This window comes from Zobellia sp. OII3, from assembly GCF_002211465.1.
GTDB classification, from domain to species: domain Bacteria; phylum Bacteroidota; class Bacteroidia; order Flavobacteriales; family Flavobacteriaceae; genus Zobellia; species Zobellia galactanivorans.
In genome coordinates, this window is the sequence record NZ_MWRZ01000005.1 from 302,506 (window position 1) to 324,429 (window position 21,924).

Sequence of the window (21,924 nt, forward strand, 5' to 3'; positions counted from 1 at the left end):
TCTATTTTTCTTCCTGAAAGTATTGGTGATAGATGTCGTCCAGACCGTATTTTTTCTTGCTCAAATAAGCTAGTCCATAGCCTGAGTTTACAAGTAGTCTAGATACTTCGGGCGAGATATCCTTTTTCGATTCCACCACAAAGTGTTCGTTCTTAAGCTCTACCTTGGCCACCTCTTTGATTCCTTTAATTTTATCGATTACCTCTTGGAGGGCCTCAGGCGTTTGCTTCTCGGGCGGACTGCTTATTTCTCCTTCTATGGTAAAGGTGTTTTTGGAGAATAACTGCTCGGCCAAGGAACTGATTTTTCCTTCGGCCAATAATTTCCCTTTGACAAAAATGCCGACCCGATCACAAAGCTGCTGTACCTGATGCAAATGATGGGAGGAGAACAAAACGGTAATTCCTTTTTTTCTACTGAGGTCGACAATGAGTTGAAGGAATTTTTTCACGCCTTCGGGATCGAGTCCCAAAGTAGGTTCGTCGAGGATAATGACTTCCGGCTTTTTTATGAGTACGTCGGCCAGGCCCAAGCGCTGTCGCATTCCCCGTGAATAACTGGCCACTTTATTGTCTTTTACCTCTTCCAATCCTACATCGGCCAAGGTCTCCAAAGCGGTCTTTTGGGCTTCCTCCATAGGAATGTTGTTTAAGCGCGCTATATACAAAAGGTTTTGCAAGCCGCTATAATCATTGTAAAAGCCTACATCTTCCGGTAGGTAACCGACCTTTCTTTTTACCTCTAGCGGAAATCGGGTCGTATCGATTCCGCATACCTTAACACTTCCCGAATCTACTTCGGTAAGTCCGAGTAGCATGAGGATCGTAGTCGATTTACCGGCCCCGTTGGGGCCCAATAGCCCAAAGATCTCGCCTTTTTCTACAGAGAGGGTCAAATTGTCGACCGCCACATGCTCCCCGTACTTCTTGGTCAATCCGATGATTTCTATACTTTTCTCCGCCATTATCTTCTGCCATATTTTTTAAACAGGTAGTAGATGGCCCCTAAGGTCCCTAATATGATAAAAATGCCCAGCCAGCCCCATAACAAAGGTGTTTTTACCGAGAACCTAATAGATGCGGTGGATGAGACCTCAGGCGTTTTGGCGGTGATTTTGGGGAGGTAGTCCCCTGGAACCGCTTTATCGGCGGCTTTAATTATAGCCTTTACTTTTGCGCTGCCCCCGGCCTTTATGTGCGATACGGTATCGGGCTCGATGGAAACCTCCCAATCCTTGGGTTTGGTAGAGGTAAAGGTGACGTTCCTCAATTCGCTAGATCCGGTATTTCTGACCAAAAGCTCGAGTTGTTTGTCTCTTCCCGAGGTAATACTCGAACTCAATAATCCCGTAGGTGTGGTAAGTTCCATGTCATAGGTACCTTTGATAACCACCTCCAATGCCAATTCGGCCGTGGTGTACTTGTTGGTGGCCTTTATGGGTATCTTGTAAGAACCTGCCCTTACCAAGGATGAAGGGCTTACGTCGACCGTAATATTGGTGGTCTTGCCCGGTGCGATCTCAACCGCTGTGGCCTGTCTGCCGTTGGGCTTAAAAGCTACGTTCCATCCCCGTGGTGGCGCGGCCATCAAAGAGTAGACCTGCTTTTCCCCGGTATGGTTTTTCAATTTTGTGGAAAAGTTGAAGTTTGACTTGGAATGCCCTTCCATATTGATCTGGTCGGAAGTGAACTCGGTCTTAAAGGTGCCTTCCTCCGATACATTGATGGTTATGGGAAGAACGTCGTGGTTTTTGGCGATTAACTTAATGTTGTATTTCCCTTTTTCTACCTTCAAGGGTACATTGACGGTTAAGGTGAGCTTTTCCTTTTCGCCCGGAAGCACGGCAATCCGCTGTATGGTAAAGCCTCCTGCTTTTAAGGATGAAGTCCAGTCCTCTGGAAGTCCCGATAAACTGATTTCCACATCCTTTAACTGGCTTCCGTAGTTCTTGACCTGAACGGTATAGTCGATAGATTCCCCCGGAGGTACCGAAATATACGTATACGGCGTGTATAAGGTTATACCATTACCGGCCAAGGCAACCGGACTCATTGAAAATAGAAATACGAAAAAAAGTAGTAATATCTTGAAATTATATTTATTGGATTTCATAGTGTGTAGTTTGTATATCATAAAAAGGATAAAAAGTTGGGCCGATAGAACGGCAGGTTTATAACTAGGTTCAATTGTCGCTATTTTTAAAGTGGGTTTCATCGACGAACAATCGCTTGAACAACCCAAGGGAGTCGCTCTCCACGAAGGTGTTGGGGTGTTGCGACGAGTTGAGGAAGAGTTTGTTGCCAGGGAGGTCGCCGTAGGCTTTTACAACAACATCTTCCATGTCCTCCCCTCGAACGGTTATCGTGCGCAAGGCTTCCCCTTTTGCTTCAAATTCGTCCGCGAATTCGGAACTGCCCTGATTTCGAATGACGTTTAGGTAACGGGCTACCTGGGCGCTGTCTGCCGCTACGCCCGAAATGGTCCAGAGCGAATCTTTTTTTAGCAGGCTGAAGTTTTCTTGATCGGTGCTTTCGAATTTCACTTCCTTGATATCTTCCTTCTTCAATTTGATAAATTCCGAATTCCTCCATGCATTGAACTTGCGGTTGAAGGCACTCGCAATCTGGTTTTTCAGGGAATAGGTTTCGGGCCTGTCGTTGATTCGAAAGTAGGTCGACCCGGTCATGGATGCCCTGCCGTATTGAGGGGCGGCCGCCTGTTCATACGATGTTTTGCCGAAGTAAATGGCCGTTGTTTTACCACCGTCCTTTTCTTGGATTTCCAGTTTTCTTGCCAAGGAATCGGTGAGTTCGTAATGGTTCCACTTGTCCTTTGTCTTGGCGACTAGGCGTTGGGCCTTTATGTCTTGCAATTGCCCCAGTGCGCTGCGTACTACTGCTTGGTTGCTTTGCGACTTGATCTTGCCCTGGGCAACCTCCCAACCGTTTTTCGACTTTGAAATGACAATCGGCTCTTCTGCCGATTCGGCGGGCGGGTATATGGTGAGTTTTGCTATGGCAGAGGTGTCCAATTGTACGACCTCTGAGTCAAAGGTGGTACTGCTGTTCTTTTTGAAGTAATTTGTGGAAACATAAAGTAGCACCAATACGACCAAAACGGCGATCAATAGGTTGTTTTTCTTCATGGTTTATGGTTTTGTTGTAGCGATCATTCGTAGTTCTCTTCCAATCTTCGGCTGCGTTTGTTTTTGTTCATCTGCATCCTTACGATACCGTAGGCGATAACCAGCATAATGGGCAATAGGAAATTGGCATATTTCAAGGTGGTCTTGGTGCCCTCCTCCAATTTGTCCAGAGGCCTGTATTGTATTCCTTTGGTCCTAAGGTCGATCAAGCCGGTATCGTCGCTCAGCCAATCGATGGCGTTGACCATTAGGTTTACGTTGTCCGCCTGTACCGGTTGTTGGCCGTTGCCCACGGGGAAATCGCCATCGGCGACTACGTAAATGCGGGAACGGTTGCCGTTGGAATGGGTCTGTTCCAAGACGCCTGCGACCACTTGGTTGGGAGCGTTGAAATCGCTGTTTGTCCATTCCTTTTGAATGTTAAAAAACTGTGGGGCCGGCATGCGCGCCGAATTCTCGGAAGAAAAGGCGAGAGGGGTAAAGGTGGTCAGCGAATCCTTGGTCGTAAATTTCAGCGAACTGGCAAACTGCATAACTACGGCATCCAGGCCTTTGGTGCTGGGGTGCTCGGCAAATTTATTGATGATGGGGGCGTAGGGGAAGGCAACGTTCGAGGTAAAGTTAAAGAAGCCCTGGCGCTGCTGTACCGATACGGTGGCACATTGGGCATCGATGACAAAGTCCTCGCGCACTTCCAGTCCTTTTTCGTTCAGCCACTTCTCTACACCGGTGGTAAGTCCGGATCCATAGGAAGTGTTCAGGTCCCCGTTTACACGGTTCAGGGCAACGAACAGATTGCCCCCGTTTTCCAAAAAGGCGTCCAATTGATCCAAGGTAGCGTTATTGATGGTGTCGGTTGGGCGAACCAAGGCCAGGGTCTTTATTCCTTCGGGGGGCGCCACACTGTCGTTTACGGTTACCGCCTTAAAATCGTACAGTACGTCCAAGGCCGTTTTTACCTGTGCGAGTTCGGCAATGGAAGCTTGGCCATAGCCCTGTACCAGTCCTACTTCAGGCTTGTCGGTCACCGCTATTTTTTTAATGGAAGAGGACAGCAGGTATTCCAACGGGGCCCCAGGCTGCACGAAGGGAATGGTTTCCTTGCGGTCTTCCAATTGCAAGACGGCTCCCAAAAAGGCCTTTTGTTGTTTCATCTGGTCCTTTTCACGAACGTTGATCATTACCGGGTTGATTCCGGCTTCCATGGCCTCACGCTCCAAATCCTCGTTTTCGTTCGGGTTGATAAAGGAGTATACCAGGTTGTCGTCGGAGTGTCGGGCGTACTCGATCAGGTATTCCTCAAAATCGTTTTTGGTCTTGGCGATGTCGGGCGGAAGGTTCTCCGAAAAATAAGCCTTTACGGTAATCGGGTTTTCCAAGGAAGCCATAATGTTCTCGGTGGCATCGCTTAGGGTGTACTGTTGGTCTTCCGTAAGGTCTAGCCTAAAAAAATATTGCTTCGATACCAAATTGGCAAACACCAAGATCGCAATGATCAAGACAATGGTCAGGTTTGTTTTTTTCATTTGATGTACAAGCGTTTAAGAAATATGTCTTTTAGATAGGGACCATTCCCCTAGGTACAGCCCCAATACGGTTATAGAAATAAAGTAAACCAGGTCTTTGGAGTCTAAAACCCCTCTGGAAATGGACTCAAAATGCGATTGAAGGTCCAGGGTGTCAAAGAATTGCCCCAAGCTGCCGGTGAAGTTTTGGGCCAACACCCCGAAAATGATCTGAAAGAAAAGACCGATGAGCAAGGCGGTCATAAAGGCCACGATCTGATTGGTGGTAATGCTGCTCGCAAATATGCCTATGGCCGTATAGGCGATGCTCAGTAGCAATAGTCCCAAGTAACCACAAATGGTTCCGCCGTTGTCCAGATTCCCGATATTCGCTACGGTGATCACATAGGGCAGGGTAGCGGCCAAGGCTATACATATCAATAGGATAGACCCCAGGAACTTACCGAGAATCACCTCCCTGTCCGATACCGATTTGGTCAACAGCAGTTCCAAAGTGCCCGTCTTTCGTTCCTCGGCCAACATTTTCATGGTAATGGCGGGAATAAAAAAGAAAAGGCTCCAAGAGGCGATGTTGAAGAATACGCGGAGGTTGGCCTGTCCCACCAAAAAAATATCGTTTCCATAAAGCCAGGTGAAAAATCCGCTAAATCCCAAAAAAAGCGCTAGAATAATATAGGCGATAAGCGAATCGAAAAAGGTTGCCAGTTCTCGTTTGGCAATGGTCCAAATGGTATGCATATCTAATTTACCGTTAAGTTTCTAAAAATGTCTTCAAGTTTGGTCTCTAGGGGAGTGAGTTCGGTGAGTACCCATTTTTTCTCAACACAGAGGTTAAAAATCTTCCGTTTCGAAGATTGTTCGGCGACGCTTTGTACCTCGAACAGGTTTTCCTCCTTGTGTACGAGGTCGGCCTCCTGTACCGTATCAAGGGCCTTCAACGATTTCAGGATCGTTTCCACATCGCCATCCTCAATACGTAATTTCAGTACCTCATTGCCTTGGGCCTGTTTCCTAAGGGTTTCGGGCGTTCCGTTCGCGACGATATTTCCCCTGTTGATGATCAAGATGCGGTCGCATGTAGCTTCTACTTCGGGCAGTATGTGCGTACTCAGGATAACGGTCTTTTCCTTGCCGAGGTCGCGGATCAGCTTTCGTATCTCAATGATCTGGTTGGGGTCGAGGCCTGTAGTGGGTTCGTCCAAAATCAATATTTCGGGGTCGTGGATCATGGCCTGGGCGAGTCCCACCCGCTGCCGGTATCCTTTGGATAGCTCCCCGATCTTTTTGTGCTTTTCGCGGTTGAGTCCGCATAACCCTATCATCTCCTTGATCCTATCGTTGATCTTGGCCTTTTCCACCCCTTGGAGGGCGGCGCAGAATTCCAAGTAATCGATGATGGGCATGTCTAGGTAGAGCGGATTGTTTTCCGGTAGGTAGCCAATATGTTGTTTAAAGTCGCTTTCGGGGTCGGTAACGCTTTTTCCGCCAATTCTAATATCGCCCTTTTCAATGCCGATATAGCCGGTGATCATTTTCATTGTGGTCGATTTTCCTGCCCCGTTGGGGCCAAGAAAGCCAAGTACCTCTCCCGTTTTAACATCAAAATTGATGTTGTTTACCGCCTTTTGCGGGCCATAGCTTTTTGTTAGGTTTTCTATTTGTATATCCATGCTCGGTCTATCATGTATTAATGTGGTTCGATAGTGATTGCAAGTTTTTCTGTGGCTTAGTTTATGGTCATATTGTTTGATATAGACGATGCCTCTGAGGATGGTATGTTAGGGTTTTCTTTTTGCCCCGGTGTAGGTTGAATTTTGACAATGCCATTTTGAAAGCGGACCGAATTGAGGTGGCGATTCAGTCTGTCGGGAAGCCGAATATGGAAATCCATTGCTCTTCGATACGCTTCACGAGGTGTGGGCGCACCGTAATAATTATGGGCCTTTTCAGGGCGTTGAAGTTTAAGGTGCAGCATCCCGTTTCTCAGCCGAAGGGAATGGGGACTATTTTTAAGAAAATTCGGAGGAACAATGACTTGTGAACCGGCACCGAACAATTTCAGTTGAATGGTTTTACTATTTAGTGAAGGAAAGTGGTTGTGCTTGTGTAGTTGGTATTTGTATAAGCTGTTTTTCTTGCGTGAATCCATATCCATTTTTTAAAATTATACTTTGTCTTAAAAAAGTATTCGTCTAAACAAACAGAGCGATGAAACGATGTGTCGGGATTCGAATGAAATCCGATACAACCCTATGCCGAGTATGGGCGATAAGAAGAGAATGTTGCCATCATCAGTAAAAATTGAATTCAAAATTTCTATTTCTGGAATGGGATATAAAGGGTAGATGGTAAAATGATATCCCAAAGAAAGAAGTTTCCGGAAGTTGCCCACCTTTTGTGCTATTTGATAATAGATGGCCTAATATATTTTTAATGGGCCAAACAGAAAACGCGGGCAAAAAATCGTCTTCGTGTTTACTAAATTGCATAGTGTCGCTATTTCAAATTCGGAATAAAAATAAAAATTAAAAAAACACACAAAAAGTTAAAAATTGTAAAAAAAGTGTCGATTTTTCTTGTATTTAGGTGAATATTCTAACCTGAACGGGCTTTTCTATAGGTTGTAGTTTAAAATTACTTTTCTTGAACAATTTGTTATCTGCAAGGTCTTAAAAGGAGAATAGGGAAATGTGATATCAAAGGACAGACGTCTGAATTAACACTTAAAGCTAGGATGTTAGAAAGGTTTTTTACTAACTTAACTTTTTTAGGGTATAATCTGTTTATTGCCGAATGGCAAAAGGTTTTAATTATTTGTTCAACGAACAAGGAAAATGCAAGGATACTTGTTTTTATGAGAAAAACATTACTGTCATATATAGGCTTCCTGATTATGGTAAGCTTAAGTTGGGAGACTTGGTCCCAAGAAACTGTCCAAGATTTGGAGTTCAATAAAATCAAGGATGGTATTTCCCAAGTAGGTATACATACCATTACCCAAGACAATAACGGTTTTATATGGATAGGAACCCATGGATCTGGGATTTATCGTTATGATGGAATGGACTACGTTTCGTATAGGCCAAAGTTCAATGACAATAATAGGGTATTGGCCAGTAGTTTTGTCTACTGTACGTATTTGGACAAGGATAATAGGTTGTGGGTAGGTACCAATGTGGGATTGGGTCTCTATGATAGGGCAAAAGATGAGTTTCGCCATATTCCGCTCATTTCAACAACAAATCAAAACGAAGGGATTGTAGGGATAAACAGTTTACAAGGAGACGGCAATGGCCATTTATTTATAGGAACCGGTCAGCAAGGTATATTTATGATGCACCTCGATAGCCTTAAAATTGAGCGGATACCGTTCAATAATTCCAGTCCTGATTCTTTTCTTGCGGTCAACGAAATCAAAGCCAGCGACGACGGAGTGTTTTACGCGGCAACGAGTGCTGGACTTCTAGAGATAGACCTGAAAAATAAAAGGGCCGATCTTGCTCCGCTCAGAAATGGAAATGACGCCCTTACCATAACGGTGGCCATACAATCGTTGTTTTTTGATACTGAAAATACGATTTGGGCCGGTTCAATTTCTAACGGTATTTATAAAATACAGCTGGCCGATGGGCAACGGGTACCCTCGGTACAAAATTTTCAAATAACATCTAACAACATCTTTTCGGTAATTGAATCGCCATATGGGGATATTTTATGTGGCACCGAGAATGACGGATTATATCGTTTGACCAAGAATGGAGACATTATTCGCCATTACCTCTTCGATAAGAACGATGAAAAAAGTATTTTGTCCAATTCCATCTGGTCTTTGTACGTGGATAAAGATGAAAGAATCTGGATGGGCTTTTACAATAGGGGAATTGTGGTCCACGATAAGTTCCATAATAAATTCAGTGAGATCCAGAGTATCTACAATAAGCCCAATTCCTTACAGGTTAGCTCGGTAACCTCTATGGTTGCCGATGAAGAAGGTAAATTGTGGATAGCCATGGATGGTGGGGGCGTTGATGTACTCGATAAGACAACGAATACTTTTATCCATATCAATACAAGTAACAATTCGGTCTATAAAGGCTTGACCAGTGATTATATTCAGTCGCTATTTATCGATAGCCAACAGAATATTTGGGTCGGTAGTTGGGACAAAGGCTTATTTTTTTTGAAAAAGGGCTCAAATCGGTTTGTCAATTACAAATTTCCGGTAGTTATGGAAAGAAAAGGCTCTGAGGCTATAATGAGTTTTGCCGAAGATTCAAAGGGAACGATTTGGATAGGATCCTTCAACCAAGGATTGTATTCGTATAAACTCGGCGGGCAAGGCGTTACCGGTTTTGATGATGCTTCGTTTCAATCGCATGACCTAGCGGGCAATTATATAAATAAGTTAAGTGTTGATTCCCAAGATGTAGTGTGGGTGGCCACGACCAACGGTCTCTTCAAATTAAAACAGAACAAAGAGGGCAACTATGAGATGCTCTTAATGAATCATTTTTTGTCAACGGAGGAGGGCTCTGAATGGAACAATTATGATATTGTGTCGCTATATACGGATGATAAGAATACCTTATGGGGAGGAACTAGGGGAATAGGACTTTTAAAGTACAATACCACGGAAAATACCGCAATCTGGTACAATGCCTCAAATGGGCTGGGTATACCCAATGTTAATGCGATTATTGAAGATTTGCAGGGGAATTTATGGTTAGATGGTAATTCGGGGATTGCTAAGCTGGACAAGGAAACCCATGAGTTTACCTATTACAACAAAAACGATGGTCTTGTTTCCAATGACTATAATAAAAATGCCGTATACAAGGATCAAGAAGGACTATTGTATTTTGGGGGCAATGAGGGAATCGATTATTTCGACCCGAACAATATCAATGTCTTGGAAACCGCACCGAAGGTATACCTCAAGAACTTGAAATTGTTCAATGAGGACGTACTGCCTTCTACAAATGAATCGCCATTAAAGAAAGTGCTCTTTCAAACGGATAGTATTACCCTGAACAGTAAGCAGTCGGTGTTTACTATCGAATATTCGGGCATCAACTTTACCGTACCCGAAGAAAATCAATACGCCTATTATTTAGAAGGCTATGAAGATGATTATAATTATGTAGGGGAGATAAGAAGTGCCACCTATACCAATTTAGATGCCGGGCATTACCTTTTTAAGGTAAAGGCCGCCAATAATGATGGGGTTTGGAGCGAGACACCGGTTACGCTTCATATTGAGGTACTGCCCCCTTGGTGGAAAACCAATTGGGCCCTCTTGGGCTATGGTCTCCTTGTGTTGGCCTTGCTCGGCCTATTAAGACGCTTTGAGAAAAAGCGGATCATAGATAAGCAACAGGTTGAAAACGAGCGTCAAAAACGATTGAGGGAAGAAGAATTACATAAAGAAAGAATACAGTTTTTTACAAATGTAGCCCATGAATTCAGTTCTCCCCTTACCTTGATCCTCAACCCTATAAAGGATATTTTGGGCGAAGAGGGCTATAGTGGGAGCGGTCGGCTAAAAACTAAGCACCTAACAATTTACAAAAATGCCGAACGCCTTATTCGCCTTATCAATGAACTATTGGATTTCAGTAAATTGGAATCGAACAAAATCAAGGTCCGTGCCCATAGGTTGAACCTTATTCCGTTTATAAGAGAGGTTTCCGGCCATTTTAAGGAAGAGGCGCTGACCAATTGTATTGATTTAAAGATCGAGTCCGATACGGACATCGTATGGCTCTGGGCCGATAGGGGTATGCTTGAAAAGATTCTATTCAACTTACTCTCGAATGCGTTCAAGGTAACACCTGACGGTGGAACGGTTCGCGTAGCTGTAAAGCAAACGGAAGATAAGGTAGAATTTACGGTGTCTGACACGGGCCCTGGGTTGGAAGAGGGGGAACTCGAAAAGCTCTTTGAGCGTTTTTACCAGGCCGAACCATTTAAAAATGGGTATTACGGCGGGGCGGGTATCGGTTTGGAACTCGTCCATAGCTTTGTGAAACTGCACAAGGGTAAGGTCGATGTTCAAAGCGAATTAGGGAAAGGAACCGTCTTTAAAGTCGTTTTTCCTTCGGGAAACAAACATTTTAAAGATTCGGAAATAATCACCGAGGGTAGTGAACTGGCATCCTTTAAACAGAATTTGATCAAATCGAGTTCGTCCCAAGAACCAAAACCGCCTGTTCGGGTCAGTAAAACGGCAAAAACCTTATTGATCGTAGAAGACGATTCAGAACTGAGGAATTACCTGAAAAACGAGTTTAAGGGCCAGTATAAGGTCTTGGTGGCCAAGAATGGCACCGAAGGTTTAGGTTTGGCCACGGAAATGCTTCCCGATGTGATCATAACCGATGTGGTCATGCCGGAAATGGACGGATTCAAATTTTGTGAAGCCATACGGACGGATGTAAAAACCAGTCATATCCCCATAATGATGCTGACGGCAAAAGCACGGGTCGATGATAAAATATCAGGTATCGGAATGGGGGCCGATGTATACTTGGGCAAACCTTTTGAAATGAAATTGGTGCGTCGGCATCTTGAACAACTGATCCATAGTAGGGAGGTCATCTATAAGAAGTATTTTAAGTCCATGGGGGAGATTCAAGATGATGCCGGTATCACATCTTTGGATAAGGCTTTTGTTGAAAAGGCCATCAATTATATTCATGATAATATGACCAGTTCCAACCTTGGGGTCGAGTCTTTGGCCTCGCATTTGAACCTAAGTAGAAGCCAGTTGTATCGAAAGACAAAGGCACTTACCAATCAAACGGCCAATGAGTTTATAAGAAACCAAAGGCTTCAAAAGGCCAAGAAGCTTATAGAAAATGGTAATACCGACATGACCGATGTCTGTGCTAAGGTCGGTATTTCATCTACTACGTATTTTGCCCAGCGATTTAAAGACTACTTCGGAATTTCCCCAAAGGAAGTAAAGGGACAGAAGGCCTAGTTTGCGGCTTATCGTCTATAGGGCCCAGCCTTGGGCCGTACTCTTCTGTTGACCTATGGGGTGTAATATACTACGTTTGTCGGGAAGGTAGATGCTTTCCCTGTTTAGCCTTGAGCCTATACAGGCTATGCTTTCCCTTTGTTTATTCTTCAGTTGAACCTATGTAAAAGCGACTTCTTATAGTACGAAAAGCTCGCTCCCCAATCGTGTGTAAGGAAGCCTTAGGGCAACTTTTTTTGAATCGGGAGCACAGATCGTTTTGTTGGCTCTTTCGCCACTTTACGAATGTTGCATGAATTCTTACAAATGTTGCAATATGCGCCAAATGAAGAATAATTGCAACAAATAGGAGCGAAGCGGCATCATCCCTGTTTTTATTTATTTAATTTTTTTTTAACATTTACAACATCGAATTCATAATTATCCTAACTTCAAAAGAGAATTTGAAAAAAGGTTAAGATTTATTTATGATTTTAAGTAGTTTTTCGCTTTTGCCCTTTTACAATGATCATATGAATGATTCATGAGGTGGTAATTAGAAACAAGAGACTACATTCCTAAAGAATTATATAGAGTTTATTAAGAAAATATCAACCCACACTATAGCGGTATGAAAAAACGGATTCCTTGTACAAAACGGTCTATATTTTGTTTTAATTTTTTTGAGAAGATGAGGTTATTGGTAGCGTTTATTTTGTTTTTCCCTATTGCACTTACGGCAAATGAGTATCAGCAAGAACTTATTACGGTAAGTGGAAATGTATCTGAAGCCGATACGGGGCTGCCCATTATCGGTGCAAGTATATTGCAGCAAGGAACGACCAAAGGGGTAATGACGGATTTTGATGGTAACTATAGTATTGACGTTCCCCAAGACGCGGTCTTGGTATTCAGTTATATCGGTTTTGCCAAGCAGACCGTTAATGTAGATTCCAGAACGGAAATCGATGTATTTATGGTCGTTGAGGCATCTGAGCTTGACGAGGTGGTCGTTGTAGGTTACGGAACCCAGACCAAGGAAAGTGTTGTGGGCTCCATTTCACAGGTTACCGGTGCCGATTTAATGCAATCGGGCGGGGTATCTACTGTGGGTCAAGCTTTAACGGGGCGTTTGCCCGGTGTGACCACGGTCTCTTCAACAGGTCGACCAGGGGATGAATCCCCTCAAATTTTCATCCGAGGCCAAAGTTCTTGGAACGGTGGGGGGCAACCTTTGATCTTGGTTGATGGCATTGAACGGAGTATGAATGATATAGACTCTGGTGACATAGAAAGTCTGTCCGTTTTAAAAGATGCCTCGGCCACTGCGGTATTCGGTGTAAAAGGAGCCAACGGTGTAATATTGATCACGACCAAAAGGGGGAAGGAGGGAAAGGCCCAACTTTCACTTACGGCAAGCTCTGCTATAAAGACCTTATCTAGAATTCCTGAAAAATATGATTCCTACAATAGTTTAATGGTAGCCAATGAGGCTATTGAAAGAACGGTTCCTGTTCGGGAAGAGGCTTGGAGAAATTACACCCCGGTAGATATTATTGAGAAATACCGTAATCCGGCCAATGATTTGGAAAGAAGTATCTATCCAGATGTAGATTGGGTAGATGTGATGCAAAAGGATTTTGCAACAGATTATAGATTGAATTTTTCCGTAGCGGGGGGAACAAAGTCGGTTAAATATTTTGGTGCACTTTCGTATCAGCATGTAGGCGATATTTTTGATGCGGGAAGTTTTAATAACGGACGCGATTATACGCCCAATTTCAACTATGATAGATTTAATTATAGAAGTAACATAGATTTTGATATTACGCCTACAACACGCTTGTCGGTTAACTTGTCGGGTTACTACGGTCTTCAGAATTCAAACCAAGCGGACCCACAGCTATTGTACAGCAGTATCTATTCATTGGCACCAAACCTATATACCCCTATTTATGAAGATGGTACTTACGGTAGGGCGATTACTGAAAATTTTGAACTGAGCAACCCTGCCGTAATATTAACGGCAAAAGGTTTTACAAAAAACCATAGGGTGCAGGTGAACAGTGATTTTGTCCTAGACCAGAAACTGGACTTCCTTCTTAAGGGGTTGAGTTTTACGGGCCGCCTGTCTTATGACAATAATTTTAGAGGTGGGGGCGGAGTTGTAGAGGAGAATCCCGGTGGTATGGATAACGTAGTTTATAAAATTTACGACCAAGACGGGTCCGCTCAATTGGTTTCACCGGTTGGAACAAATCAGTTCGATTTTGTCTTGAATCCTTGGGAGCGTAACGGACTTACCATACAAGATTGGGAAACGAGCAGACGATTGTTCTATCAGCTTTCATTCAACTATAACAGAACGTTTGCAGAGAAGCATAATACGACCATATTAATGTTGATGAACAGGGAGGAATACGCCATAGGAAGCATGTTTCCCAGATATCGTGAGGACTGGGTGGCCCGGGCTACCTACAATTATGACGGACGTTATTTTATTGATGTAAACGGTGCCTACAACGGGTCTGAGAAATATGGGCCGGGCTATAAATTTGAGCTTTTCCCTTCCGTAGCCTTGGGTTGGATGGTGAGCAACGAGCCTTTTATGGAATCGGCGACTTGGTTGGACAAGTTTAAAATTAGGGGGTCTTACGGAGTTGTTGGTGATGACAGTGCCGGTGAAAGATGGGCCTACCTTTCGCAATGGTCTAGTGGCGGTAGTGCATTTATGAACAATGTGAGTCCCTACGGAACACGTTCGCCATATACCTTTAGAATGGAAAGTATTATAGGTAACCCCAATTTGCAATGGGAAACATCGGAAAAGGCCAATATAGGTTTTGAACTATCGGTACTTAAAAACAGCCTTTCCTTAGAGGTGGACCTTTTTAAGGAAGACCGGCACGATATCATCGTTCCGGCCGATTCCCGAAGTGTTCCCAGCTTCTTCGGCTTTCAGCCTGCAGATTTCAATATTGGGGAGACAACGGTTGAAGGAATTGAAATATCCTTGGACTATAAAAAACAGTTGACGCAAAATTGGGATGTATGGTCGAATTTCGCTTTTACCAAGGCAAGGGACGAAATCATCTATAAAGAAGATCCCCTTTTAAAGCAAAGCTATCAAAAGGAAGAAGGGTTTGCCATTGGGCAGCCCAGGGTCAACATCAGGGGCGATATGTTACAATCTTGGGATGATGTCTACGGTGCGACCCCTCAAGAGAACAGTCAAGAAACCAGACGCCCTGGCTATTATGATGAAATAGATTATAACGGTGACGGGGTTGTAAACAGTGATGATGCGGTTCCTTTTGGTTATACCGTAAGGCCACAGAACACCTATAACCTCACCTTGGGAACCGGGTATAAGAACTTTTCCTTTATGGTTCAATTTTATGGGGTGAACAATGCTACCAAAAACTTTACCGATAGGACGTTCATGCTCGAGACCCCGCTTTTCTTTGAGTACAAATCCGATTATTGGAGTGTAGATAACCCCGATGGCGAGGAAGTACTTCCAGCCTGGTTGGGTACAGGTGGGGGCACCGATCCATATAGGAACTGGTATGATGCTTCTTTCGTGCGACTTAAAAATATTGAGTTGGCCTACACCTTTAAAACCGGGAAAGGAAGTAGTTATAAGGTTTATGTTAGCGGTAACGACTTGGCATACTGGTCAGACTTACCTGACGATAGACAGGATAACACAGGTTCAACGGCCTCTGAATATAGAGGTGATTACCCTACGTTCAAAAGATATAACATAGGGCTAAACATTAACTTTTAATATAGTAGACAATGCGTAAGATATTCAAACTGGTATTAGGAATATGTTTTCTGGGAATATTCGCCTCTTGTGAAGATTACCTAGATAAATCAATAGAGACGGAACTCACAGAAGAAGAAGTCTTTAAAAACTTTGATAGTGCCCAAGGCTTTGTAGAAGAAATGTACGCCATGATCGTAGATTACAGTACGGCCGCACACTGGCAACATTTTCATTGTTATGCCGAAGATGCCGTGGGTATCGATACGTGGCAATTTGATTACGCCATTGATGAGGGAAGATACTGGGAATGGCAAAGAAGTGGTCCGGGAAGTATGTTTGACGGACCGACCAATACCAATGCGGAACTACCTTTTGACAGAGCTAAATTATGGCCGAGTAGCTGGGCCGGTATTCGTAAATCAAATATTGTTATTGCCGATGCGGATAGTCTAATGACGGGGGCCAACCAGGTAGAGAAAGATGTGATTTTGGGGCAAGCCTATTTTTTTAGGGCATTTTTTCACCATGAAATCATGAAGTTTTGGGGAAGCATTCCATATATAGACCGTGTTCTTGAGGATGATTGGAAATTGGAAAGACCTGCGCAATGGTCGGAAACCGCACTTAAAATAGACGAAGATTTTCAAAGAGCTGTTGATTTACTTCCGGTTGATTGGGACGATCCCGATTTTGCGCCCGGACTAAAATCGAGAGGCGAAAATATGTTCAGGCTTACAAAAGGGGCGGCCTTGTCCTTAAAAGCAAAGAACCTTCTGTATGCAGCCAGTCCGCTCATGCAAAATAGCAGTAGTACCTATGACTATGATAAAGAATTGGCAAAGCGCGCGGCGGATACCTTTGCCGAGGTTCTTAAAATGTCAAGATACAGTTTAACCCCTTGGGACGAGTATGAAAGTGTTTTCTATTCTACGCAGGGGAGATACCCTTATTCTTCGGAATATATTTTTAGTCAGGCAGGTTCTGTTGGCTGGTTTCAAAATTTTCTGTCGACCAACTGGCAGTTGGGGGCGATTGGTCAAAATAACCTCGCTTCGTTTCCTACCCATAATTATATTGAAGACAATTTTGGTATGAGTGATGGTTTGTCCTGTGAAGATAGTCCGCTATACGACCCGGCCAATCCTTGGGAAAATAGGGATCCAAGGCTGTACAAATGGATTGTTTTGGATGGGGACCAAATGGTAGAGAACCTTGGTGCCGCCACCGGCGAAAACGAGGTGCATCGTTATGCCCAATTCTTTAGGGAAGGCGCACACCGCTATCCTAACAAAGGAAATGGAACAAGAACGGGTTACGTAGCTAAAAAATGGTTTCCAATAGGATTTAACAATTTTGATAATCAAGGTGTATTTGCATGGCGTCTGCACGTACGATTAACAGATGTGTACTTAATGTATGCCGAAGCGGCATTGGTTGCTTATGGAATCAATGGAAAACCACAAGGTTTTGAACTATCCGCACTTGATGCCATTAACAAAATTAGAGAAAGGGCAGTGCCCGATGGCAGCTTAAACGTGCGGCCTGAATACCTTACCAGCGATAACGCTTTTATGGATGAAATACGTCGGGAACGGGCGGTAGAATTATCCTATGAATCGCATCGTTGGATGGATATTAGAAGATGGAAATTAGGAACTCAAGAAAAGTACAAGCTTAAAACTGAGATAATTTTTGACCGGAATGCCGAAGGCAAACCCATAAATTTTGTAGAAAGGGTCTTAAGAACCAAGGTTTTTGAGGATAAGCACTATTGGTTGCCCTTCCCTAAAAACGATACAGAAATATATGAAGGTTTCCCACAAAACCCAGGTTGGTAATTAAAACTGTTTTCACCACTAGACAATACCATATTTTATGATACGATTGAATATACTTACAAAACTCCTGCTCGGTGGATCCCTCTGTATGCTATGCAGCCTATCGGTAACGGCGCAAACAATAGATTCGACCAGTACGGTTATTTTAGAGAACGCACCTAATGGGTTGGAGTCCTATTTAAATGAAGATATAAACTTAGGTTTCCACACCGCGGAAAAACAAGATATTGTAGGGTCTTCGTCTACCGTAAAACCGGGTGACTTTTTAAAGTATGATACAACGCAATGGGTACGCGATGCCCTTGGGGGAAGGCTAACGGGTTTATCGGGAGGTAGCAGTGTCCGCGGACTAGGAGAGGCCTTGATCGTGGTTGATGGCATCCCGGGTCGTAGTATTGACCTATTGAATATGGAGGAAATAGAGGAGATAACCATATTAAAAGATGCAAATGTTTCCGCCCTCTATGGTTCCATGGCCAGAAACGGGGTCATAGTGGTAACCACAAAACGAGGTTCCACTCAAAAACAGTTTAATATTAGTGCCAGTACAGGGGTAAGGTTGCCTATTCGTATGCCCAATTATTTGAACTCGGCAGATTATATGGAGTATTTTAACGAGGCCCGTGTCAACGACGGTTTGGGCGAACTATATTCTGCGGAACAAATACAAAACCACAGAAGCGGTACTAACCCGTATAGATATCCAAATGTTGATTTTTATGACGATGGAAACTTTAACCCATTAACACCTTATTCCAATGTAACCGCAGATTTTGCGGGGGGCTCTGAAAATACCAAGTTCTATATTAACTTAGGGTTTAAGTCAGACGGTAGTTTTCAGTCGGTAAATCCTGAAAATGACAAAGGAGCCAAACGGTTCAATGTACGGGGTAATATAGATTTTAAAGTAAACGATTGGATCAAAAGTAGCTTAGATGTTGTGGCTATTATTGATAAGAATAAAACATCGCTTAGTAATATTTACGCTTCGGGAGGCCTTATTAGACCTAACTTGTATTCCCCATTATTGCCCATAAGTGAGATAGATTTTTCGGCAAATCCTGAATTACGCGGCATTGTTGATGCGGCCAACCAGTATGATGGCTTTCTTCTCGGAGGGAACCAAGTGTATAACGGGGGGGCCATAGCTAGTATTTATGCAGGGGGCTACCAAACGAACATGACCCGTATGAGTCAGGTGAACAATGCTATAGATTTCGACTTGAGTGCCATTACCAAAGGGCTGTCGGCAAAAAGCTACGTGAGTTTTGATTTTTACAACATTTATAACTTAAGTGTTCAGAATAAGTATGCGGTGTATCAACCGACTTGGAACGATCAAAATAAAATTGTCGATTTGGTCAACGTAAGGGATAATGACCTTAAGGACCAGGTTGAAAGTGTGAACACCAACGTTTTTGCCATCAGGTATGGTTTTTATGGTCTTTTGAACTATGAAAAACAAATTAAGGACAACCACTTTATAGATGCATCACTAATCGGATTTGCCAATAATACCTATGTAAAGGATGAAAAACAGTCCGCTAAAAACAGCCATGTAGCGCTTAGCCTTAATTACAATTACAAGAAAAAATTATACGCCAATCTAAGCGGGGCCTACGTGAACTCCGTAAAATTGGCCGATGGCAATAGAGGTAAATTTGCCCCGTCCTTGGGCTTGGCATATGTATTGTCAGAAGAGTCTTCTTTAAAAGAATCGTCTTGGTTAGATTATCTGAAGATAAGATCATCCATTGGTGTGATATATACAGACCTAGGTATTCAAGATTATTTTCTGTATGATGCCATTTATGAGCAAAACGGAGGGGGATACAATTGGGGAGATACCAATGGTGCGGGTTACTACAATGCATCTACAAAAATCTTACGGGGTCAGAATTTAGGTTTGGATTTCGAGAAAAGAACGGATTACACCTTAGGTTTTGAAGCATTAATGTTCAAAAAACTTTGGTTAGAGGCCAATGTTTTTCAGTCCATCATGGGAGAAAAAGTAATTAGGGCCTCTACCTTATACCCTGATTATTACAGCTCGTTTAGACCTTATAGTAACTTTAACGAGGATCAGTATTCAGGTTTTGAGGTCGGTGTAAACTACCACACAAAAACGGAGAACTCTACTTTTGATATAGGGGCTAGGGCATTGTACACCAAATCAAAGAGAACAAAGGTAGATGAGGTTTACGAAGACGAATATCAAAATAGAAAAGGCACGCCTGTAGATGCCATCTGGGGTCTTGAGTCTTTAGGATTGTTCGGTGTGGACGATTTTAATGAAGATGGTAGCTTAAAAGGCGACTTGCCAACACAATATGGTACGGTACGACCTGGTGATATTAAATATAAGAACCAAAACGGAGACGATGTTATAAACGATCAAGACATGGTGCAAATTGGATTGTACGGAGCGCCTTGGAGTTTTGGGTCTGATTTTACGTGGTCTTACAAGGCATTTACTTTGTTTGCTCTCTTTACTGCGGAAGTAGGTAGGGACGGCATTTTGTCCGGAGATTATTACAGACCACAGGGAGACGCGAAGTACTCCGAAGTGGTAAAGGGCAGATGGACCGAAGCTACAGCTGATACAGCTACGTTCCCAAGACTATCTTCCATTGGTAACACGAACAATTTTGATAAGACCTCTACCTATTGGATGTACAGTAATGACAACTTTAGAATACAGCGAGTGCAGTTAACATTTGACCTACCTTCCCAATTGGTAGACAAATTGAATATGAAGGATATCAATCTTTTTACTTCAGTGTCTAATTTGGCGGAATTTTCGAAAAACAAGGATATTAGGGAATTACAGCTAGGTTTTGATCCAATGTTCCGCTATTTCTCTGTTGGGGCAAGAATGAAGTTTTAATGTGAAAAATAAAATTGAAATGAAGAACATACTAAAAAATATAACCCTTTTCACGTTATTTTCATCAATTATGGCGTGTAGCTTGGTGGAACCCGTTGATGAAAATTTGTTAGGGGAAGACCGTCTGAATTTTGATCCTGCATTTGCCGAGGGGGTATTGCTCAATGCATATGAGGGACTGGTGAATCAGCTCTATTTTAATGATGCCGCAACGGATGATGCCGTAAACAACTTCTTGAGTAGCTACCGTAGGATGGCAACCGGCGAATGGAACGCCCAAAACCCTTTTACAAATAAGTGGGGTATGTATGAGCAGGTGCTCTATGCCAATAAGTTCATCACCCTGATAGATCAGGTAGAATGGAAGAGGGACGAAGAGACCAATGAGCTTTTTAAGCAACGCTTATATGGCGAAGCGGTTGCCCTTAGGGCCCTTAGACATTTTTGGATTTTACAGGAACACGGGGGGCGTGGTGTTTCAGGACAATTATTGGGTATACCATATATTTCCGAGTTCCTTGAATTTGATGCCGATTTCAACACGCCTAGGTTGGGTTTTGAAGAAACGGTTTCCAGAATTGTGGCCGATTTTGATGAGGCACTCGAATATTTACCAATGGATTATGATGGTGATTTGGCAAAAAGACCTTCCAGATATAACGATACAAATGACGATACATACCAATTTGTTTTTGGTAAAGATCAAGACGGTAGAATAAACGGCAGGATTATCAAAGCTTTTAAGGCCAAGTTGTATCTGTTGGCGGCCAGTCCTGCTTTTATGAACGGACAAGGCGGGTACTATCAAGAAGCTGCTGATCTTCTTGCGGAACTTTTAAATGATATCGGTGGCCTTGGCGGACTTGACCCCAATGGGTATTATAACTTCTATGAATTTCCGGTAGGTACGCGAAATTTTCCAGAAGTACTTTGGAGAAGCAATGCTTCTACTGATATGACTTGGGTAGAAAGCCAGCATTTCCCTCCTTCTCTTAATGGAGAAGGCAGGCTGAATCCATCTCAAAATTTAGTGGAAGCTTTTCCAATGTTAGACGGTTTTCCTTTTTCGGAAGCCCATCCTGACTATAACCCGGAGAATCCTTTTGAAAATAGGGATATGAGATTGCAGCGCTACATACTCTATAACGGCAATGATCTAAATGGAAGAGTGGTAAGCATTACTAACGATGGAGGTGTTGACGGTATTGATCAGATTTCCCAACGTTCAACACGATCAGGGTATTATTTAAAAAAATTACTGGATCAAAAAGTGGTAATAAGTGCTGATGGTTCAATTTCCAGTTCAGAAAAAATAAACGTTTATGTACGGTATACGGATCTGTTCCTTATGCTGGCCGAAGCAGCTAATGAATTGGGAGGCCCAGACCAAATGGTAGGTGGTATGTCCGCTAGAAATATCATTGGGGCCATAAGGCAAAGAGCGGGTATTGGCCTTGATAATTCAGATGCCTATTTGAGTAGTATTAGCTCTCAAGAAGACATGAGGAATTTAATCCGTAACGAGCGTCGTTTGGAACTTTGTTTCGAAGGACATCGTTTGTACGATTTAAGAAGGTGGAATCTTTTCGATCAAACCCCGGATGCCAAAGGATTGCAATTTGATGGAACTAATTATGAAAGTTTCACGGTAGAACCAAGGCTCTATAATGCGAATGCCAACTATGCGCCTATTCCACAAAACGAAGTGGTAAGGTTCAATTTAATTGAGCAAAACCAAGGTTGGTAGGGGTATTTTTAAAAGATATAAATTTAAGCTTCGGCCAAAATGTTAATT

At 43.1% G+C, this 21,924-nt stretch carries 12 protein-coding genes; 5 read left to right on the forward strand and 7 right to left on the reverse strand.

Going from position 1 to position 21,924, the window contains the following annotated elements:
* Nucleotide 1 precedes the first annotated feature (1 nt).
* The 7 genes from B4Q04_RS15300 to B4Q04_RS15330 all read right to left on the reverse strand — a co-directional run bounded on the left by B4Q04_RS15300 (nucleotide 2) and on the right by B4Q04_RS15330 (nucleotide 6,820).
* On the reverse strand, nucleotides 2-964 hold the full coding sequence (locus tag B4Q04_RS15300) for an ABC transporter ATP-binding protein (RefSeq protein ID WP_013991608.1): 963 nt from the start codon (nucleotides 962-964) through the stop codon (nucleotides 2-4).
* Nucleotides 964-2,112: an NEW3 domain-containing protein gene (locus B4Q04_RS15305; protein ID WP_088697366.1), complete on the reverse strand. Its 1,149-nt coding sequence runs from the start codon at nucleotides 2,110-2,112 to the stop codon at nucleotides 964-966. The genes B4Q04_RS15300 and B4Q04_RS15305 overlap by 1 nt, the downstream gene beginning before the upstream one ends.
* 70 nt (nucleotides 2,113-2,182) lie before the next feature.
* Nucleotides 2,183-3,145, reverse strand: a complete 963-nt coding sequence (locus tag B4Q04_RS15310; protein ID WP_088697347.1) for a DUF4340 domain-containing protein — start codon at nucleotides 3,143-3,145, stop codon at nucleotides 2,183-2,185.
* A gap of 23 nt (nucleotides 3,146-3,168) precedes the next feature.
* Complete coding sequence (locus tag B4Q04_RS15315) at nucleotides 3,169-4,671, reverse strand: GldG family protein (RefSeq protein ID WP_088697348.1); 1,503 nt, start codon at nucleotides 4,669-4,671, stop codon at nucleotides 3,169-3,171.
* Between the two features lie 15 nt (nucleotides 4,672-4,686).
* Entirely contained in the window at nucleotides 4,687-5,409 is a 723-nt protein-coding gene (locus tag B4Q04_RS15320; RefSeq protein WP_088697349.1) for an ABC transporter permease subunit, read from the reverse strand.
* Between the two features lie 2 nt (nucleotides 5,410-5,411).
* A complete protein-coding gene (locus B4Q04_RS15325; protein WP_088697350.1) occupies nucleotides 5,412-6,341 on the reverse strand; it encodes an ATP-binding cassette domain-containing protein in 930 nt (309 codons plus the stop codon).
* Nucleotides 6,342-6,397: 56 nt separating this feature from the next.
* Nucleotides 6,398-6,820 carry a hypothetical protein gene (locus tag B4Q04_RS15330; RefSeq protein WP_123772390.1) on the reverse strand — a complete coding sequence of 141 codons (423 nt, stop codon included), beginning with the start codon at nucleotides 6,818-6,820 and terminating at the stop codon, nucleotides 6,398-6,400.
* Between the two features lie 705 nt (nucleotides 6,821-7,525).
* Here B4Q04_RS15330 and B4Q04_RS15340 point away from each other — a divergent pair.
* From B4Q04_RS15340 to B4Q04_RS15360, 5 genes are all read left to right on the forward strand, one after another.
* Nucleotides 7,526-11,653 (forward strand): hybrid sensor histidine kinase/response regulator transcription factor, encoded by a 4,128-nt coding sequence (locus B4Q04_RS15340; protein ID WP_088697367.1) that lies wholly within the window; start codon nucleotides 7,526-7,528, stop codon nucleotides 11,651-11,653.
* Between the two features lie 670 nt (nucleotides 11,654-12,323).
* Nucleotides 12,324-15,422, forward strand: a complete 3,099-nt coding sequence (locus B4Q04_RS15345; RefSeq protein ID WP_013991600.1) for a SusC/RagA family TonB-linked outer membrane protein — start codon at nucleotides 12,324-12,326, stop codon at nucleotides 15,420-15,422.
* A gap of 11 nt (nucleotides 15,423-15,433) precedes the next feature.
* Nucleotides 15,434-17,242, forward strand: coding sequence for a RagB/SusD family nutrient uptake outer membrane protein (locus B4Q04_RS15350; RefSeq protein WP_013991599.1), 1,809 nt, complete (start codon nucleotides 15,434-15,436; stop codon nucleotides 17,240-17,242).
* Nucleotides 17,243-17,279: 37 nt separating this feature from the next.
* Nucleotides 17,280-20,129, forward strand: coding sequence for a SusC/RagA family TonB-linked outer membrane protein (locus tag B4Q04_RS15355; RefSeq protein ID WP_088697352.1), 2,850 nt, complete (start codon nucleotides 17,280-17,282; stop codon nucleotides 20,127-20,129).
* A gap of 19 nt (nucleotides 20,130-20,148) precedes the next feature.
* Complete coding sequence (locus B4Q04_RS15360) at nucleotides 20,149-21,876, forward strand: RagB/SusD family nutrient uptake outer membrane protein (RefSeq protein WP_013991597.1); 1,728 nt, start codon at nucleotides 20,149-20,151, stop codon at nucleotides 21,874-21,876.
* Nucleotides 21,877-21,924: the final 48 nt, after the last annotated feature.

Bases quoted from the DNA above. Each gene is read 5' to 3' on its own strand.
- B4Q04_RS15300 (WP_013991608.1), bottom strand. From the start codon at position 964: ATGGCGGAGAAAAGTATAGAAATCATCGGATTGACCAAGAAGTACGGG.
- B4Q04_RS15305 (WP_088697366.1), bottom strand. From the start codon at position 2,112: ATGAAATCCAATAAATATAATTTCAAGATATTACTACTTTTTTTCGTA.
- B4Q04_RS15310 (WP_088697347.1), bottom strand. From the start codon at position 3,145: ATGAAGAAAAACAACCTATTGATCGCCGTTTTGGTCGTATTGGTGCTA.
- B4Q04_RS15315 (WP_088697348.1), bottom strand. From the start codon at position 4,671: ATGAAAAAAACAAACCTGACCATTGTCTTGATCATTGCGATCTTGGTG.
- B4Q04_RS15320 (WP_088697349.1), bottom strand. From the start codon at position 5,409: ATGCATACCATTTGGACCATTGCCAAACGAGAACTGGCAACCTTTTTC.
- B4Q04_RS15325 (WP_088697350.1), bottom strand. From the start codon at position 6,341: ATGGATATACAAATAGAAAACCTAACAAAAAGCTATGGCCCGCAAAAG.
- B4Q04_RS15330 (WP_123772390.1), bottom strand. From the start codon at position 6,820: ATGGATTCACGCAAGAAAAACAGCTTATACAAATACCAACTACACAAG.
- B4Q04_RS15340 (WP_088697367.1), top strand. From the start codon at position 7,526: ATGAGAAAAACATTACTGTCATATATAGGCTTCCTGATTATGGTAAGC.
- B4Q04_RS15345 (WP_013991600.1), top strand. From the start codon at position 12,324: ATGAGGTTATTGGTAGCGTTTATTTTGTTTTTCCCTATTGCACTTACG.
- B4Q04_RS15350 (WP_013991599.1), top strand. From the start codon at position 15,434: ATGCGTAAGATATTCAAACTGGTATTAGGAATATGTTTTCTGGGAATA.
- B4Q04_RS15355 (WP_088697352.1), top strand. From the start codon at position 17,280: ATGATACGATTGAATATACTTACAAAACTCCTGCTCGGTGGATCCCTC.
- B4Q04_RS15360 (WP_013991597.1), top strand. From the start codon at position 20,149: ATGAAGAACATACTAAAAAATATAACCCTTTTCACGTTATTTTCATCA.